The 17,158-nt window shown below is 58.5% G+C and carries 19 protein-coding genes; 7 read left to right on the top strand and 12 right to left on the bottom strand.

Annotated elements, in window-relative coordinates; translation table 11 throughout:
* Positions 1–390: 390 nt before the first annotated feature.
* Genes ACN0SO_RS03910 through arfB form a run of 3 tightly spaced genes read left to right on the top strand, consistent with a single transcriptional unit; the run spans position 391 to position 2,155 of the window.
* Entirely contained in the window at positions 391–1,038 is a 648-nt protein-coding gene (locus ACN0SO_RS03910) for a TetR family transcriptional regulator C-terminal domain-containing protein (RefSeq protein WP_417674707.1), read from the top strand.
* A complete protein-coding gene (locus tag ACN0SO_RS03915) occupies positions 1,035–1,700 on the top strand; it encodes a TetR family transcriptional regulator C-terminal domain-containing protein (protein WP_417674709.1) in 666 nt (221 codons plus the stop codon). Before ACN0SO_RS03910 ends, ACN0SO_RS03915 begins: the two co-directional genes overlap by 4 nt.
* Positions 1,697–2,155, top strand: a complete 459-nt coding sequence (arfB, locus tag ACN0SO_RS03920) for an alternative ribosome rescue aminoacyl-tRNA hydrolase ArfB (RefSeq protein ID WP_417674711.1) — start codon at positions 1,697–1,699, stop codon at positions 2,153–2,155. The genes ACN0SO_RS03915 and arfB overlap by 4 nt, the downstream gene beginning before the upstream one ends.
* A 35-nt stretch (positions 2,156–2,190) precedes the next feature.
* Here arfB and ACN0SO_RS03925 read toward each other — a convergent pair whose 3' ends face one another.
* Positions 2,191–2,775: a hypothetical protein gene (locus ACN0SO_RS03925; protein WP_417674713.1), complete on the bottom strand. Its 585-nt coding sequence runs from the start codon at positions 2,773–2,775 to the stop codon at positions 2,191–2,193.
* Positions 2,776–2,848: 73 nt separating this feature from the next.
* On the opposite strand from ACN0SO_RS03925, the gene ACN0SO_RS03930 reads away from it, so the two are divergent.
* Positions 2,849–3,385 carry a Crp/Fnr family transcriptional regulator gene (locus ACN0SO_RS03930; protein WP_417674715.1) on the top strand — a complete coding sequence of 179 codons (537 nt, stop codon included), beginning with the start codon at positions 2,849–2,851 and terminating at the stop codon, positions 3,383–3,385.
* A gap of 28 nt (positions 3,386–3,413) precedes the next feature.
* Here the strand turns inward: ACN0SO_RS03930 and ACN0SO_RS03935 are convergent, their stop codons facing one another.
* Positions 3,414–4,439, bottom strand: a complete 1,026-nt coding sequence (locus ACN0SO_RS03935; protein WP_417674717.1) for a patatin-like phospholipase family protein — start codon at positions 4,437–4,439, stop codon at positions 3,414–3,416.
* Positions 4,440–4,626: 187 nt separating this feature from the next.
* Here ACN0SO_RS03935 and ACN0SO_RS03940 point away from each other — a divergent pair, with 187 nt between their 5' ends.
* Complete coding sequence (locus tag ACN0SO_RS03940; RefSeq protein WP_417674719.1) at positions 4,627–6,033, top strand: calcium-binding protein; 1,407 nt, start codon at positions 4,627–4,629, stop codon at positions 6,031–6,033.
* Between the two features lie 224 nt (positions 6,034–6,257).
* Here the strand turns inward: ACN0SO_RS03940 and ACN0SO_RS03945 are convergent, their stop codons facing one another.
* Positions 6,258–6,647, bottom strand: coding sequence for a winged helix-turn-helix transcriptional regulator (locus ACN0SO_RS03945; protein ID WP_417674721.1), 390 nt, complete (start codon positions 6,645–6,647; stop codon positions 6,258–6,260).
* 63 nt (positions 6,648–6,710) lie between these two features.
* On the opposite strand from ACN0SO_RS03945, the gene ACN0SO_RS03950 reads away from it, so the two are divergent.
* Complete coding sequence (locus ACN0SO_RS03950) at positions 6,711–7,304, top strand: NADPH-dependent FMN reductase (protein ID WP_417674723.1); 594 nt, start codon at positions 6,711–6,713, stop codon at positions 7,302–7,304.
* A 4-nt stretch (positions 7,305–7,308) separates the two neighbouring features.
* Here the strand turns inward: ACN0SO_RS03950 and ACN0SO_RS03955 are convergent, their stop codons facing one another.
* The 3 genes from ACN0SO_RS03955 to ACN0SO_RS03965 are packed head-to-tail and all read right to left on the bottom strand — an operon-like array spanning position 7,309 to position 10,717.
* Positions 7,309–7,908, bottom strand: a complete 600-nt coding sequence (locus tag ACN0SO_RS03955; RefSeq protein WP_417674725.1) for a regulatory protein RecX — start codon at positions 7,906–7,908, stop codon at positions 7,309–7,311.
* A 32-nt stretch (positions 7,909–7,940) separates the two neighbouring features.
* On the bottom strand, positions 7,941–9,509 hold the full coding sequence (locus ACN0SO_RS03960; RefSeq protein WP_417674727.1) for a DHA2 family efflux MFS transporter permease subunit: 1,569 nt from the start codon (positions 9,507–9,509) through the stop codon (positions 7,941–7,943).
* A gap of 14 nt (positions 9,510–9,523) precedes the next feature.
* Positions 9,524–10,717, bottom strand: coding sequence for an HlyD family efflux transporter periplasmic adaptor subunit (locus ACN0SO_RS03965; RefSeq protein WP_417674729.1), 1,194 nt, complete (start codon positions 10,715–10,717; stop codon positions 9,524–9,526).
* A 237-nt stretch (positions 10,718–10,954) separates the two neighbouring features.
* Between ACN0SO_RS03965 and ACN0SO_RS03970 the strand changes: the two genes are divergently transcribed.
* Entirely contained in the window at positions 10,955–11,623 is a 669-nt protein-coding gene (locus tag ACN0SO_RS03970; RefSeq protein WP_417674731.1) for a TetR/AcrR family transcriptional regulator, read from the top strand.
* A gap of 19 nt (positions 11,624–11,642) precedes the next feature.
* On the opposite strand, the gene ACN0SO_RS03975 is transcribed toward ACN0SO_RS03970, so the two are convergent.
* The 6 genes from ACN0SO_RS03975 to ACN0SO_RS04000 form a co-directional block, all read right to left on the bottom strand.
* Entirely contained in the window at positions 11,643–12,449 is an 807-nt protein-coding gene (locus ACN0SO_RS03975; protein ID WP_417674733.1) for an MBL fold metallo-hydrolase, read from the bottom strand.
* Positions 12,446–13,249 (bottom strand): TatD family hydrolase, encoded by an 804-nt coding sequence (locus ACN0SO_RS03980; protein WP_417674735.1) that lies wholly within the window; start codon positions 13,247–13,249, stop codon positions 12,446–12,448. The genes ACN0SO_RS03975 and ACN0SO_RS03980 overlap by 4 nt, the downstream gene beginning before the upstream one ends.
* A 149-nt stretch (positions 13,250–13,398) precedes the next feature.
* Positions 13,399–13,779, bottom strand: coding sequence for a carboxymuconolactone decarboxylase family protein (locus tag ACN0SO_RS03985; protein ID WP_417674737.1), 381 nt, complete (start codon positions 13,777–13,779; stop codon positions 13,399–13,401).
* Positions 13,780–13,984: 205 nt separating this feature from the next.
* Positions 13,985–14,449 (bottom strand): DUF3624 family protein, encoded by a 465-nt coding sequence (locus ACN0SO_RS03990; protein WP_417674739.1) that lies wholly within the window; start codon positions 14,447–14,449, stop codon positions 13,985–13,987.
* Positions 14,450–14,553: 104 nt separating this feature from the next.
* Entirely contained in the window at positions 14,554–16,659 is a 2,106-nt protein-coding gene (locus ACN0SO_RS03995; protein WP_417674741.1) for a molybdopterin cofactor-binding domain-containing protein, read from the bottom strand.
* A complete protein-coding gene (locus ACN0SO_RS04000) occupies positions 16,656–17,135 on the bottom strand; it encodes a (2Fe-2S)-binding protein (RefSeq protein WP_417674743.1) in 480 nt (159 codons plus the stop codon). Before ACN0SO_RS04000 ends, ACN0SO_RS03995 begins: the two co-directional genes overlap by 4 nt.
* Positions 17,136–17,158 lie beyond the last annotated feature (23 nt).

Here is a 17,158-nt window from a genome sequence, read left to right on the forward strand (position 1 = left end):
CGACGTTGCTGGCGCCATGGGCACCGGGTAAATCACCGGCACGCACCTCAGGAACGCGCCGGATCAAAAAGCACGTTCGCATCAGCCATGCGGGAAATCCACCCGGGCCGTTCCCGTTTTTCGTATCTCCGGACAGTTTGTCGCCGCTGCTCCGGGAATACTGCTTTCTCTGGACCGGGTGGCTTTTGTATTCACGCGATAGACCGGTTTCTCCGGCTTATTGTCTAAAGACCGCAAATCAGCCAGTCTTGCCGCTCCCGCCCCCCGTTGCTACGGAAGTAGAAGAAATACAAACCTGACCAAACGGTCAAATCAACGTTATGAAGACTTGACCAATCGGTCAAGATGAGAATTCAATCGGCATGATGAATTTGTGATCACGTGAAGCCCTTGCAGAAACAGACCAGTCGAACCGCGGCCCGCGCCGAAAACGAACGCCTCATTCTCGAGGCGGCCGAAGCCGTGTTTGCAGAGCACGGTTTCAAGGGCGCAACCACCGGCCAGATCGCGGATCGGGCAGGGATCCCGAAAGCCAATCTGCATTATTATTTCCCCACGAAGGAATCCCTATATCGTCAGGTGGTGGAAAACATTTTTCAGATCTGGCTTGATGCAGCCAACACCTTTGACGACTGCGACGATCCGGAAGTGGCCCTCACCAGTTATATCAACGCCAAGATGGATATCTCCCGCCGCCATCCGATGGGATCCAAGGTCTGGGCCAATGAAATCCTGCACAAGGCGCCGGTGATCCAGGACTACCTCGAAACAACGCTGGACGAATGGACCGAAAGCCGGATCGCCGTCATTAAGCGCTGGATCGGGGAAGGCAGGATGGCGCCCGTCGATCCGCGGACACTGCTTTACATGATCTGGGCGACGACCCAGCACTACGCCGACTTCAACCACCAGATCGAAACATTGAATGCGGGAAAGCCCTTGAGCGACGAGCAATTCGAAACGGCAAAGAAAACGGTTGTCGGCATCATTCTTGCCGGTGTCGGAATTCATCCGAACGGCAAAGGGGCAGGGGCATGAACAAGCGACGCAAATCGGATAAGCCGGTTCGTCTCAGCCGCATTCAGGAAATGAACCGCAGCCGGATTATCGAGGCCGCTCTGGGTGAATTTTCCCGCTTCGGATATTCCGGCGCAACCATCGACAAGATCTCCACGGCAGCCGGAATGTCCAAGTCGAACATGCTTTATTATTTCTCTTCAAAAACAGCGGTTTATGAAGCGGTCTTAGAGCATATTCTCGACGTTTGGCTCGCCCCGCTGCGGACCCTTGATCCGCAAGGCGAACCGGCAACCGAGCTTGCGGCCTACATCAGGCAAAAGATGAAAATGTCGGCAGAAAGGCCTGAAGCCTCGAAACTTTTTGCAAATGAGGTGATGCAGGGTGCGCCGCAGATCAAGGACGTTCTGGAAAAAGACCTGAAAAACCTGGTTTCCGAAAAATCAAAGGTCATCGAGCAGTGGATCGAAGCCGGCAAGATCCGCAAGATCACGCCCGTGCATCTGATTTTCACGATCTGGGCGACGACCCAGCACTATGCGGACTTCGACAGCCAGATCCGCGCATTGACGGGAACGGGATTGGAAGATCCGGAATTTTTTACCGAAGCGGAAAACGCCGTCTGCAGCCTGATCCTGAACGGGCTCGGGCTCGACTGGCCGAAACAGAAGACGGCGTCATGACCGATCACGAGCAGGACCCTGGCCAGAAGCAACGCATCCCGGTGACCGGGCGTTTCTATATTCTGCCTGACGACCTGCACGAGGACTTCATCCGGGCGTCCGGGCCGGGCGGTCAGAACGTCAACAAGGTGTCGACCGCGGTTCAGCTGCGCTTCGATCTGGACGGCAACACGACCCTGCCGGAGGACGTGAAGACACGCGCTGCGACGCTGGCGGGAAGCCGGCTGACCCAGGGCGGGGAGATCGTCCTGCAGGCGGACCGTTTCCGGACCCGCGAACGCAACCGCGAAGATGCTCTGAACAGGCTCCTGGAGCTGCTACGCAAAGCATTTGAAAAGCCGAAACCCCGCAAGGCGACGAGGCCAACGCTCGCATCGAAGAAGCGGCGCCTCGAGACCAAAAAGAAACGCGGCGCCGTCAAGAAAATGCGGGGCAGGGGCGCCGGGCTCGACTGAGCCCACCGGAACACTGCCAGCCGGGCAGACCCTTCTCAGTGATGCGGCGATTGGCCGGACGCGATCGCCAGGTGATGGTCCTGATGATGAGCACCCAGCGTCATGATGCCGATAAACCCGAGGGCATGCAATTTCGTCAGGTCGGCCGGATCCGCCACCGATGCCGTCATGACAGCGCCATCCGGACTGTCTTCTGCGGCATAGGTAAATCCGGCGACCCCGTTCATGGTCGCCGCGTGGGCCTTGACCATGCGCCGGATCGAATCCTTCACCTCTCCGGTTCCTGTGACCGTGAAGCGATAGCCGTTGTCGAGGGGCGCGGCCTCGACCCTGGCATGAAGGGTCACGTTGTTCATGTCTACCAGGTGGGCGCGCAAGGCCGGAATGTCGACCTTCGACCAATCGGTCTGCGGATCGGCGACGAGCAGGCCGACGACCTCCTGGATCGCAGCAAACGCACCCTGGCCCGGTTCCTTTGGTGTTTCGGCAGCTTGCATTCCGGTTCCGGCATTATGCTGCATCTGATGGTCATGGCCCATGTGGCCGCCGGTCTCCATCTGTGCGGCTTGCGTCGTTACCGGTGCAATTATCAGGGCGGCGGCGAGGGCGTAACGGATCATTGAGGCACTCCGGGTTGTCTGATTTGTCGTTTTATCTTGCCGGAACAGGACGCCTTTGGACATGATAGCTATCATGTCATTCAGCGCAAACAATCTCTTCGGCGGTCTCGCCAGCCAAAAACGGCGGTTCGATCCGGGTGCGTACCTGTTCCATCGAGGCGATCCGGTCCAGAGCCTGTTTCGTGTCGCCGAAGGAGAGGTTCAACTGGTTCGGCACCAGGAAGCAGGGGGCATGATTGTCCTGCAAAGGGCCAAGCCCGGCGATGTTGTCGCCGAGGCTTCCGTGTTCGCCGCCATTTATCATTGCGACGCGGTGACCCGCCTTGAAGCCATCGTCGAAATCGTCCCGAAAGACGCCTTCCTTACACATTTCCGGCAAAACCCAGATTTTGCGGAAACCTGGGCCGCGAGGCTCGCGCGCGAAGTCCAGCTCATACGGCTGCAGAACGAGATCCTGTCGCTCAAAACAGTCCGGGAACGGCTCCAGGCCTGGCTGGCATGGCACGGCGACCTGCCGCCGAAAGGCGAGTGGGTCCAGCTTGCCCGCCAGATCGGCGTCACCCCGGAAGCGCTCTATCGCGAAATAGGAAAGCAGCGGGCCCGACCCTGAACTGACATTTGCAACGGGTTGAAATCCTTCAGGAATATTCCTCCGAGAGGTCGGCCGTCGACCGTTTGCCGATATCGTCGTAATGCCGATCCATCCACTCCCGCGCGGCGTTGCGGCCGATGTCCTTGAGTTCCGTCAGGAACGCCCATTCCGCATTGACCTTGGACGACGCCTGTAGCGGCTTGAGTTCATCCGCCGTGATACGATGGAGGTGCACCTTCATATACTCGTCGGGCGACAGCTTGCCGTCTTCGATCAGCCGACTGACGAAGTCGATCGCGCGCAGCTCCCGCAGGAGAGTGGAGTTGAACGTGATCTCATTCAGGCGGTTCAGGATCTCGCGTGCCGTCTTCGGCGTCTCGCGCCGCTGTACCGGGTTGATTTGGATAAGGACCACGTCCGGCGTATCCGTGTGGTAGAACAACGGATAGAGCGGCGGATTACCCATATAACCACCGTCCCAATAAGGCACGCCATCGATCTCCACGGCCTGGAACATATGCGGCAGGCAGGCGGAAGCCATGACCGCGTCCAGCGTGACGTCTTTTTCTCTGAAAACGCGGATCTTGCCCGTATGCACATTCGTGGCCGCCACGAACAGCTTCAGCGCGGAACAACGATGGACCCGGTCGAAATCGACGACCTTGTCGACCACATCACGCAGCGGATTGATGTTGAGCGGATTGAATTCGTAAGGCGAGGAGAACCGGGACAGAATGTCGAAAGCCAGATAACTCGGCGAAAAATCGAGGCTCCACTGGCCAAGGGCAATATCGATCGGCGAGCGCTTGATCGGGCTTAAGAAGGATTGCCGGCTGACTTCGCGCCAGAAGTCTTCCAGATAGGCGCGGGCGCCGTCTTCACCGCCGGCTTCCAGTCCCGAAGCCAGAACCACCGCATTCATGGCGCCGGCCGAAGTACCGGATATCCCATCGATGATGAAACGCTCGTCCTGGAGCATCCAGTCCAACACGCCCCAGGTAAACGCACCATGCGCGCCGCCACCTTGAAGCGCGAGATTGATCCGTTTGGCGGTTTGCTTCCTGGAAGCCATGAAAATCCGATGCCGACCGATGAAAACCTTTTAAAGCCCGAACGTTATACCGCCGCATAGCCGGCGTCTATCGGGAAGCAGGGAACCGCAACTTTCCATGTTGGCAGGAAGGCGAGGGAACGAGTGGAGGGTCTTGGCAAGTCCGGCTCGCGTTTTTTAAGAGTTCGGAAAGTGAATCAGCTCACGGTTGAAACTCGTCGAAGACTGGAAGGAAACGGGTATGCTTGGTGTTCCTGTAGAAATGTATCGAACATCTTTAGGGCTGAGTTCAAGACATACTCAAACCGCCGTCAAACTTGAAAAATCCGGCTCAGAGCCCTCTGCCGGCAGTGACAAGGATAAAGCCGCCCAGGCCGGTCAATCCGATCCTGTCAGGAAGCGGATCGAAAAGGCTGTCGCGGATCTCGAATCGGCCAGACGCCTCATCGCACAACTTGAATCTTCTAAGAATTCAAGTCGTTACACCGTTTACGAGGGAACCGCAGCTGACGATCGGATAAATGCGGATGACTACGCGGTGATTTTTGCCGGAGCGGGGAACGATACGATCAGCGCGCAAGAAAATGCGATAATCGACGCTGGACCCGGTGACGATCGGGTCGAGACTTATGCCAATGCATTCGTCAAGGGCGGTGACGGTAACGATTACATCAGCACTTACGCCAATTCGGCTCTCTTTGGCGATGCCGGCGACGATATCCTGCGGGCCTACGACAACTCCAGGCTAAGCGGAGGTGCCGGAGACGACGAAATCCGCGCCTATGACCGGGCAACCGTGTCGGGCGGGGCGGGAAATGACCGGATCAGCACCTATAATAATGCCGTGATAGATGCAGGGGCGGGCGACGATCATATTAAGACTTACAACAACTCGGACGTTTCCGCCGGCGACGGGAATGACACCATTTCAGCTTATGACAATGCGAATGTGCTGGCCGGCCGTGGGGACGACGTTATCAGCGCATACGATAAGGCCTACATCGATGCCGGTGAAGGCAACGATCAGATCCAGGTCTACAACCAGGGTCGCGTATATGCTGGCGAAGGCAACGATTCCATCATCGCCTATGACAGCGCGCACATACACGCTGGCGATGGCGACGACACGGTGCAGACTTACGACTATGCCTATGTCGATGGCGGCGCCGGCAACGACGTGATTGGAACCGGAAAGAACTCACGCATTCTGGCGGGAGACGGCGATGACCGGATTTCAGCGCAAGATCGTTCGAAGGTGTATGGGGGAAATGGCAATGACTATATCAGTGCCGGCGCCGAAGCGACCGTCGACGGCGGAGCCGGTACGGATCGGATCCAGGTCGGAGCGGGCTCTCGGATCTTGTTCGATAAGGGCTCAGGAAACGATGTTGTATCTGCATCAGGCGATATCACAGTCGAAATTGGCGCCGGATACAGCCGCGAAGACATGACTGTTGCGCAACGCGACGGCAAAACGATAATTGCCTTCAACGGAACCGAAGACACGCTTACGCTTCAACTGGATGCGGATGCCGAAGCCCGGTTTCTCTTCGCAAATGAAGTCAGCGAGGACTCGTCACAAACGGCTCCCGCAAGCAACCATGAGACCGCTTGACAACATTGCTTCAGACGTGTCGAAGCCGGTCTTCCTACCAACGTTGATCTCGAGCGGGATAAATAGAGGTGGGGACTGCGGCATCTCCAATCATGCTGGGCCGGTCTCGGCGCACATTTAATTCGCATAATATATATTATGGAACTTTATTAGATATGCACTTTAGCGCCGGTTTCTGCAGGATCCTTCATGTCCTGTCGCGCTGATCCTTCTCGTTGACGCGGTCATTCGCTATGGCGCGCATCATACTGCTGCTGCGCGGCTTCGACGCAATCAACGTTCTTTCCAACCCACGTCATCAGATGTCGGATCGGTTCGAGCAGCGATCGGCCCAGTTCCGTCAACTCGTACTCCACATGTGGCGGCACCGACGGATAAACAGTCCGCGACACCAGCCCGTTTCGTTCAAGCCCGCGCAGCGAGAATGTCAGCATGCGCTGCGAGATGCCGTTGATCCGGCGTTTCAGCTCGCTGAACCGCATTGGGCCGTTTGCCAGGATACAGACGATCAGCAACGTCCATTTGTCGCCGATACGCGCCAGAATCGGTGTAATCCGCTTGCAGCCGCCGGTAACATGTATGTGCCCAAGGTCCAGATGTGTTCCTTCTTGCATTGCAGCATTCCAGTACTTATTCGTTCCTAAGTATCAATTTTATACCAAAAGGAACGAAAAGCCATGCCGCTACGTCTGCAAGTCATCCTGGCCAGCACCCGACCAGGCCGCAAAGGCCCGGAGATAGGGCGTTGGTTTGCAAAATATGCAAGCAATAACAGCGACTTCGAGATAGATGTTGTAGACATTTCCGAGTTCGATCTGCCTGTCTTTGACGAGCCGCACCATCCGGTCATGCAGAAATATGAGCATGACCATACCAAGCGCTGGAGCGAAACCATCGACAAGGGCGATGCCTATGTCTTCATCATGCCCGAATATGATCACACCGCACCGGCTTCGCTCATCAATGCATTGACCTATCTCTCGAAGGAATGGGCCTATAAACCAGCCGGTTTCGTCTCATACGGCGGCGTTTCCGGCGGATTGCGTGGCGTTCAGTCGCTCAAGCCGATGCTGAGCGCCCTGAAGGTGGTTCCTGTGCCCGAGGCCGTGACAATTCCGGGCTATGGCGAGTTTCTGGACGAAAATGGCTTCAATGCCAACGAGCTTCACGAAAAAGGCGCGACCGACATGCTTGCGGAGCTCGATAAATGGGCCGGAGCCCTGAAAACAATCCGCACGCCCGCAGCGGACAAGTCCAGCCAGGCGGCATAAGGGTTCAAAAGGCTGCGGATGTCGCCTCCCCGTCGTCCGCAGCATCGATCACCTTGCGCGCAATCTCATACGGATATCCGGCCCGGCAAAGCGCCGCCATATCTTTCTCCCGGCGCTCCTCACGTTGCCCCCCTGTCCGCCAGGGCCCCAGTCGGCGCCGCCGTGCGTAAGTCAGGGCAGCTTCCAGTTCTGACGTACCGTCCTGCTCAATGACGGTTGCGATCAGATTGCGATCGACCCCCTTAGCGGCCAGCGTCGCCTCGATCTGCCGCTTGGAGCGACCGCGCCGCCGCAAGCCGGACAATTTCGTTTCCGCATAGGTCCTGTCATCCACCATCCCGGCCCGTTGGCATTTCTCTACGACCCGGTCAATTATGTCCTGGAATTCATCCGGAGTACGGCCATTGGCGGTCGCTGCACGCTTCACCTTGCGGCTCAGGACATTCCGAAGATTTTCCAGCGAAGACGCATAACGGTCCAGATAGTGAACAGCCGCTCTCGTCAGACGTTCTTCCGTCGGCAGCTTGTACTTTCTTTGGGCAGCCCGATTTTGCCGGCCTCGCTGGCCACCTCCGTCATCGCTTGGATCGCCCGTCTCTACCATCCGGTCAGCCTATCGGGGACAGGTCGGATTCGCTAGTGTCCGCCACCGCCGCCACCGGCCGCCGCCGGTTTTTCTACCAGGACAAGCGCGAAAACCAGGCCGACGAAAAGCGTCGTCAGCAACAGGAACACGTCCGAAAACGACATGACGATCGCCTCGCGGGTCACGATTCCCGACAGCGTTTTCAACCCGGCGGTTTCAGCCAGATTGCCGAGCGCCGAATAGGCATGGCTCATCATGGTCAGGGTTTCATTCACGACCGGACGCGCCCAGTTGACGCTTTCCGCCAGACGCGCATAGTGGAAATCCTGCCGGTTGGTGAGCATCGTGCCGATAACTGCAAGACCGACGGCTCCGCCCAGGTTCCGGGTCAGGTTGAACAGGCCCGAGGCATTCTTGATCATCGCCGGCGGCAGCACGCCAAGGGCGATGTTGTTGATCGGCACCATGCAGATCATAAGGGAACAACCGCGCAGGATCTGCGGTACGAACAATTCCCAATAGTCCCAGTCATGGGTCAGGCCGGTCACCATCCAGGTACCGATCCCGAAACCGGTGAATCCGATGGCCATCATGATCCGCGGGTCCATCATGCTCATCATGCGTCCGGCGATCGGCGCCGTCAGAAACATGGCCGCACCGGAAACGAACATGGTCTCTCCGATCTGCAGCGAACTGTAGTTCCGGACCGAACTGAGATAGACCGGATAAAGGTAGGTCAGCCCGTAAAGGCCGATCCCCATCGTGAAGCTGAAGATGCAGCCGATGGTGAAATTCCGGTTGGAGAAGGCGCGCAGATCGACCACGGGCTCGCGCACGGTGAACACCCGCCAGAAGAACACCGCGGCACCGATAACGGTCGCCATGCTGAACAGCAGAATTTCCTCGCTCTGGAACCAGTCTTCCCCGGAGCCTTCCTCTAGAACGAATTCCAACGACCCCAGAAAGATCGCCATGGCAGCGAACCCGATCCAATCGAAATGCTTGAACAGAGACCAATCAGGCTTGTCGAAATCGATCAGCGTGACCGCGGCGATTGTCACGAAAATCCCCGGGATCACGTTGATCAGGAACAGCCAGTGCCAGGAAGCCCATTCGGTCAGGTATCCGCCAAGCGTTGGACCGATCGTCGGAGCAAGGGTCGCAACAAGACCGATAATGGGCGACACGACACTGAACTTCTCACGGGGAAAGATGGTATAGGCGGAAGCGAAAACCGTCGGGATCATCCCCCCGCCGATAAAGCCCTGCAGCGCCCGCCAGACGATCATCTCCTCAATCGTCGAGGCGGTCGCGCACATCATGCTCATGAGGGTAAAGCCGGCCGCCGACATGGCAAACATCCAGCGTGTCGACAGCATCCGCGACAGATATCCGGAAAGCGGGATCATGATCACTTCCGCGATCAGATAGGCCGTCTGGACCCATGCGATATCGTCCTGGGACGCGCTCAGGCCCGACTGGATTTCGGGCAGGGACGCGGACACGATCTGGATGTCCAGGATCGCCATGAACATGCCGAAAACCATGCACAGGAAGGTAAACAGCCTGCGTCCGGTGATGACCTGATCCGGATGACCCTGAGCCACGGTGTTTGCCATGCCGGGGCGGCCTTTTACTGCCGAAGCGCCACTTGGGCACCATCGGATGCGGGGGATCCGGTCCGCGTATCCACTTCGACAATTACGGACATGCCGGCGCGCAAGGGATGGGTCCTTGCATCATCCGGATCGACCTCGATCTTCACCGGAACCCGCTGAACGACCTTGGTGAAGTTACCGGTTGCATTTTCGGACGGAAGCAGGCTGAAAACCGAACCGGTCGCCGGCGAGATACTTTCCACACGGCCGGTCAGTATCTGGCCCGGATAGGCATCAACGGACATATGCACTTCCGCACCGGGATAAATCTTGCCGAGCTGTGTTTCCTTGAAGTTCGCATCCACATGGGCTTCGCTGATCGGAACGATGGCCGCGACGCGGGTTCCAGCCTGAAGGAAGGAACCGACCTGTGCGGCACGGTTGCCAAGAATACCGTCGACTGGCGCCTTCACGATCGTGAAGCCGAGATCCCGCTTCGCCTTTTCCAGCGCTGTCTCGGCCGATTTTACGGCCTGCTCGGCCTCTTGTTTCTGACTTTTCAGAACCTCGACATTGGCTCTCGCCAGATCGATGGCAGCCGCCGCCTTCTGGACATTCGCATCCGCGCTTTTCTGCGCTGTGCGCGCTGAATCGAGGCTCGCCTGACTGATGACGTTGTTGACCGTCAGCTTGGACCTGCGGTCAAAAGTCAGGTCTGTGTCTTCTTTGGCTGCTTGCGCGGCAAGCAGACCTGCCTTTGCTTCGCTGATCGAGACTTCGGCGGCCTTGATCTGTTCGGAAATCCGGTCGACCGTCGCCTTGGCGGACGAGAGACTGTTGCGCGCGGCTTCAACTGCCAGACGGTAGTCGCCGTCATCGATGCGGAACAGGATATCCCCTTTCCGCACAAAGGCGTTGTCATCCTGTTCGACTTCGGAAACATAACCCGAGACCTTGGACAGAATGACGGTGATATCCGCATTCACATAGGCATCGTCGGTCGATTCAATAAACCGGCCGTGCGTCCACCACGCATGTCCCTCGTAGGCCCCGCCGGAAAGAGCCGCAGTCAGAAGCACCAGCAGGATGATCCTGCGCCTCGCCTTTTTCTTCGGCTTCGTGGGGACAGTCGCGGCCACCTTTGTTTCAGCGGGCTCCACGGCCTTGTAACCCGTGGTGGCTCCAGCCGCTGTAGCGGGCGCCTCGGCGTCTTGCGTCTCTGTGCTCACAGATGAATACCCTTGTCGCTATTTCCGAACGGATGGCCGCCAAACTCAAAAATATTGACTGAACGGTTCGGTCAATACTATATACGCAATTGAATTGTGCGGCGCAATCGGCTGAACCAAAAATTTTTGGAGGCTTTAACGACCGGCGACGCGGCACTGCTTCGGCTTCGCTTTATTCCGGCAGTTTGAGACGGTAGACTTGGCGAACCTGTTTCCGCGCTATCGGAAACCCAACGAATGGACCGCCGTGACGTGACGCAAATCGACGAAACCGTAGACGAAAAGATCACTCCCCGCCCGGACACGGCCAAATGCCGGCAGATCCTGAACGGTGCACGCGAGGTATTTCTGTCTCACGGCTACGATGGAGCCTCCATGGACCAGATCGCCCGGACAGCGGGCGTTTCCAAGGGCACGCTCTACGTCTATTTCCCCGGCAAGGAAGCCCTGTTTCGGGAATTGATCCTGAAAGACCGTATGAAACAGGCGGAAGCTCTTCTCGATTGCGCCGCCGGCGAAGGCAATCTGCACGATTCCCTGACCAAAATCGGCCGTGTCTTTATCGAACAGATGTTTAATGCCGAAAGACTGTCGACGATCCGAATGGTCATCGGAGCGATCGAAAAATTTCCCGAATTCGGTGCGCTGCTTTATGACGCCGGCCCGAAGAAGGGCATGGAAACCTTCGGCCGCTTTTTGGAAAAATACGTCGAAAGCGGCGAGCTGAATTGCCCCGATACAGAGCTGGCTGCCTGCCAGTTCATGGATCTGTGCAGCTCACGGATCGGAAAAAGAGCCATGTTCCATCCGGGCCACATGCCAGCACAGGAAGAAATCAACGCAACTGTGGAATCGGCGGTGCAGATGATACTGGCGGCCTATGGTACCGGCAGCTCAAAGCCCTGACCGGTAAATGTCTGGCAACTCAGGCCTTGGCCTCAATCTGCATGCCGTCATAAGCCGGAACGACATGATCCGGCAGTTCTCCGCATAAAGTGGCGTAATCCATATCGTTGTGCAGGTTGGTCAGCACGGCTGTCTTCGGCTTCAGATAATCGATCCAGGCCAGGGCATCATCCAGCGAGAAATGGCTCGGGTGCGGCGTTCTGCGCAGCGCGTCTACAATGAAGACATCCAGATCGGAAAAGCCTTCATGCGACTGCGCCAGGATATCCGAGACGTCCGGGAGATAGGCAATCCCGCCAAACCGAAATCCCAACGACTTGATTTCCCCGTGTTCGACTTCCAGGGGCAGAAACCGGATCGGTCCGCCTGCCCCATCGATCACGCAATCCTCGTAAGCCACGAGTTCGTGCCGCTCGAGGATCGGCGGATAAGACGAGCCATGCGGTGTCGTGAAACAATAGTCGAAGGCGCCGAGGGCTTTTTGAAAGGTCTGGGCATCCATATAGACAGGTATGCGCTGACGATGCCTGATGGTCAGGGCCCGGAGATCGTCGATACCGTGAAGATGATCCGCATGCGGATGGGTGTAGAGAACCGCATCCAGATGCTGCACATCGGCATCAAGAAGCTGCTGGCGCATATCGGCACCGGTGTCCACCAGAACGGTGGTCTTGCCGTTTTCACCGATCTGTTCGATCAGGATGGAACAGCGACTGCGCCGGTTTTTAGGTTCCGCCGGATCGCATGCGCCCCAGTCGTTACCGATCCGGGGCACGCCGCCTGACGACCCGCAACCGAGGATGGTGACCGTAAGTTCCCCGCTCATTCTGCGCTCGCCTGCAGGTGCGCCGGTTTCGGCACCTTCGAAAACAGCCGGAAGAAATTCTCCGTCGTTTGATCCGCCATTTCCTCTAAAGAAACGCCCCGGGTTTCGGCAAGAACCGCCGCGGTCATGGCCGTATAGGCCGGTTCGTTGCGCTTGCCCCGCTTTGGCTGGGGCGCCAGATAGGGCGCATCCGTCTCGACCAGAAGTCGGTCGGCCGGGAGTTCCCTTGCGATTTCCCGCAATTCCTCGGAGCGCTTGAAGGTCAGGATCCCGGAAAAGGAAACGTAGAGACCGAGTTCGATGCCGGCCAGGGCAAGATCGCGTCCGGAGGAAAAGCAATGCAGAAGGGCCGGGAAGGCCCCCTTCCCCATTTCCTCGCGCAGGATGGCGGCCATGTCCTCGTCGGCGTCCCGCGAATGAATGACGAGCGGCAGGCCCGTCTTGCGCGCGGCATCGATATGGATGCGCAAACCTTCGGCCTGTGCGTCCCGAGGCGCCTTGTCGTAAAAATAGTCAAGCCCGGCTTCGCCGATCGCCACCACCTTCGGGTGATTGGTGAGCGCGACGATCTCCTCTACCGGGATGCCGCGCTCTTCTCCAGCACTGTGCGGATGGGTGCCGACCGAACAATAGACATTGTCATAGGCTTCCGCGACCGCCCGCACCTGATCGAACTTCCGTATCCTGGTACAGATCGTCACCATCAGATCGACCCCCGCCTCATGGGCGCGGGCGATCAATTCGTCCCGCTCGCCGTCGAAATCGGGAAAATCAAGGTGGCAGTGGCTGTCGACAATCATGAATACGGGCTTATGCGTTGTGAGGATATGGGAACGGGTCTGCTTCGGTAGCCGCAAGCGGCTCACGACGCAAGTAGGTCGCACCGCAAACGCTTCAAGAGCCGGAGGTATAGACCAGATCCCGGGCCAGCTCTAATCGGTACATCCTCCTAGAGCAGGTCGTTTTCCTTAAGCACCTTGGTGGCTACCCGGAAACACTCCATGGCCTGCGGCACGCCGCAGTAGATACCGACCACGTGGACGATCGCCCGGATCTCCTCTTTCGACACGCCGTTGTTGAGCGCACCCCGGCAATGGGTTTCCCACTCATGCATCTTGCCGAGCGCTCCGATCATTGCGAGGTTCATCATGGATCGGGTCTTGGCATCGATCGTCTCGTCGCCCCAGCCGAAACCCCAGCACCAGGCGGTCATCGCTTCCTGAAAGGGAAGGTTGAAATCACCGGCGTTTTCAAAGGCCTTGTTGACATATTCGCCGCCGAGAGTTGCCTTGCGTTTTGCCAAACCCTTTTCGAAAAGGTCCTGATCCATATTCCCTCCCCTCTTTCCGTCGGCAATCTGCGGGCATAGGTCACTCCTGCCGATGCCTCAGCTTCAGATTAAACGGATTCGGTTACGGATGCGGGTAAATTCAGGGCAACACATTTCCTCCTGCGGCGCGCCCTTGGGCGCACGCTCGGTTCGTTTCAGGAATCGCCATCGCCTCAGTAATCAGGCTAAGGACGCCTTGCGTCCGTTAGTCTTCAACGCATTCGTTGCACACCTTGCCGGAATTGACCGGCGCCGTGTTCTTGCAGCTGAAGCCATAACCGCAATCGGCATTTTTCGTGCATTGCCCGCAGAAAGCAGCCGCGGCCGTCGGCAGCAAGGTCACCGGGACGGAAGCCAGCATACCGATACCCGCTGCCCGGACCATCAGACCAAGTGTTCTGCGCCTGCCGGTAGGGTCAACAGGGACCGCCTTCAACGACCGTGTCGCCCGCAAGGCGTAACCGGTCAGATGGGCGAACCAGAGCAGGCTTGCCCCGCAGGCAATCAGGGCTGCTGCCAGTGCAAGGGTCGGATATGCGCCGGTCGACGAAACCAGTGCAAATACGCCCCAGGCGCATAAGGAAGACATAAGCGCCTTCTTCATGCAGCGGTCGCAATGACCGAAGTTCCGGAGAATAAGCGAATGCTTGTAAGGAGACGTCTGATGCATGATGCCCTCCCGTCGTTTCCTGGTGGCTTATGCCACCGTTCAAAGGATACCACACATCGCGCCGGCTAAGTTTCTTTCTCCGTTGGTTGGGTAAAGCGATGCTTTCAGAAAAGTGCCTGCATCACCCGGTCCCGGGTCAGGGGCAGGTCCCGGACCGTCACACCGAGGGCGGAACGAACCGCGTTGCCCAGTGCCGCAGCGGTCGGCCCTTGTGAAATTTCGCCACAGCCGAGCGGCGGTTCATCGGGCGGTTCCAGAAGGCGGACAGAGAGGTTCGGCACATCGGAGAATTTCAGGATCGGATAGTCGAGCCAGCTTTCGGCGGCGACCTGACTGCCTTCCAGCCGGGCGGCTTCCTTCAGGGTCCAGCTCATGGACTGAAGGATCCCGCCTTCGATCTGGTTAAGGGCGCCGTCCCGGCTGATGACCTCTCCGATATCGGCCGCCGCATAGACGTCAGTCACGCGGATCTCCTGATCGATCTCGACACGAGCCATGACGGCGCAATAGCCCGCCGTGTTCTTGTACCGCGCGAACCCCAGGCCCCAGCCGATGCCCGGTTCGGATGCCTGGGCGCGCCAGGATCCGGCGCAATCGTCGACGGCCTCGATCACCGTCTTGGCGCGCTCGTCTTCCAGATGGGCAAGACGGAAGACAACCGGATCCATCCCAAGCTCCGATGCGATCTCGTCCATCAGCGTCTCGATCGCATAGACATTCGTGTAGGCGCCAAGTCCGCGCAGCGATGACGACCGGTAAGGCAGGGAATGGACGATCCGTTTGGAGACTTCGAGATTCGGGATCGCGTAAATCGGGACCGCGTTACGGTCAGCTCCGCCTCCGCGTGCAAGCGGAATGTCCGTTGACGGCGCTGGCGTCATGGGATTTTCCAGATAGGCTGCCGCACGCAAATTCGGTGTTCCGTTGACGCCGGGCCGATTGGCATGGGGGGCCGAATTCACCTCGATGCGCATGGACGAGATCCTGCCGTCATCCCCGACCGTCGCCGCGCACTGCGTCACCATCCCCGGCCCCATGGGCGCGGACTGGAATTCGTCCCTGCGGCTCCAAACCACTTTGACCGGTCGGCCGGGAACGGACTTCGCCATCAGCGCCGCGTCGAGCGCCGCATCGTCGGCTCCATTGTGTCCATAACAACCGGCCCCGGGACGATGGATCACAAATATCCGTTCTTCAGGTTGCCTGAACACCATGCCGAGCGCGGACCGAAGCTGATAGACGCCCTGGCTGTGGCACCAGACCGATAGTTCCTCACCCTGCCATTCCGCGACCGCAGCCGAAGGTCCGATGGATCCATGATGCAGATACGGCCGCGAAACGGTGGTTTCGAACTGCCGCCCTTCCGCGCCGTTGATCTTCCCGTTCTGCACCACGACATCCGCAGGCTCCGTAGACGTCCCGATCGCTTGTATCGGGTCGTTCGGCGCCTGCGCCCGGTCGACCCATCTGGCGCGCGCCCGCGCCCAACGGGCAGCGGCGATGGCTTCCACCTCCGTTTCGGCCACAATGCCGATAAAACTGCCGTCACGGACCGCCGAAACCACTCCCGGTCGGGCTTTCAGCGCCTCCAGATCGAGGTCTTCCAGCACCGCCGTCATGCTCGGCGGATGCAGCGGCTTGCCGTAAAGCATACCGGGCCGTTCCATGTCATGAACGAAGGGGGCGCCGGTAAGCCGCTCCTTCAGGTCCAGCCGAAGCGCACCCGCAGCGAAACGCTTTTTTTCATGCGTCAGCGGCACGGCCCACTCGACAACTGGCTGATCAAGAGCAAGATCCCCGACCAGTTCGCCAATCGTCAGGTCCGTTGGAACGTCATCCTTGAGGACAAATCCGTTGCTTAGATCGAGATCTTCGACCTCGCACCCCAAGCGTTGGCAAGCCGCTTTCAGGACGAGGTTCCGAAAAGCCGATGCGGCCCATCTGACGGCCTGACCGCCACCGGAGATCGACATGCTGCCCGCCGTGAACCCCTCATTCGGCGTCAGTCCCGTATGTCCAGCCTCAAGTGTGAGTGCTACAGCCGCGCAGCCGAGTTCATCGGCGGCCATCCGGCAGATTGCCGATCCGCTGCCCTGGCCGAGTTCGACCCGCCCGGAAAGCACCGTTATCTCACCGTTTGGCGAAACCCGGATCCAATCGCTGATCAGCGGCGCGGCAGTGAGCGGCATTGGAGGTTTGGACGCACTCATTCGCCCGCCTCCGCCATCGTTCCAGCCGCCTGCTCTATTGCGCGAATGATCCTTGTGTGGGTCCCGCAGCGGCACAGATTGCCGTCGAGTGCGGCGATGATTTCTGCTCGACCCGGATGTTTGTTCCGGTCAAGCAAGGCCTTGGCGGCCATGAGAATTCCCGGCAGGCAATAACCGCACTGGCCCGCCTGCTGAGCGATCGCCGCAGCGATCAGCGGATGCGGTGGATCCGTGTCGAGACTTTCGACTGTCTCGACCGATTTCCCCGCCACTGCGGATATTGGCAGGTCACAGGAGGTTACCGCCCTGCCATCCATAATGACGGTGCAGGCACCGCAGGCTGCATCGCCACACCCGAACCGGGTTCCCTTGAGCCCCAGTTCCTCCCGCAAGGCATAAAGGAGCGGTATGTCGGACCGGCCGGAAACCGTCCTGTCCTCCCCGTTTACGCAAAACGTGACATTTGTCTCAGTCACCCCTGTTCCTCCCGGCGACTTTT

Origin of the sequence: Roseibium sp. (assembly GCF_048260565.1) — a bacterium.
Taxonomy (GTDB): domain Bacteria; phylum Pseudomonadota; class Alphaproteobacteria; order Rhizobiales; family Stappiaceae; genus Roseibium.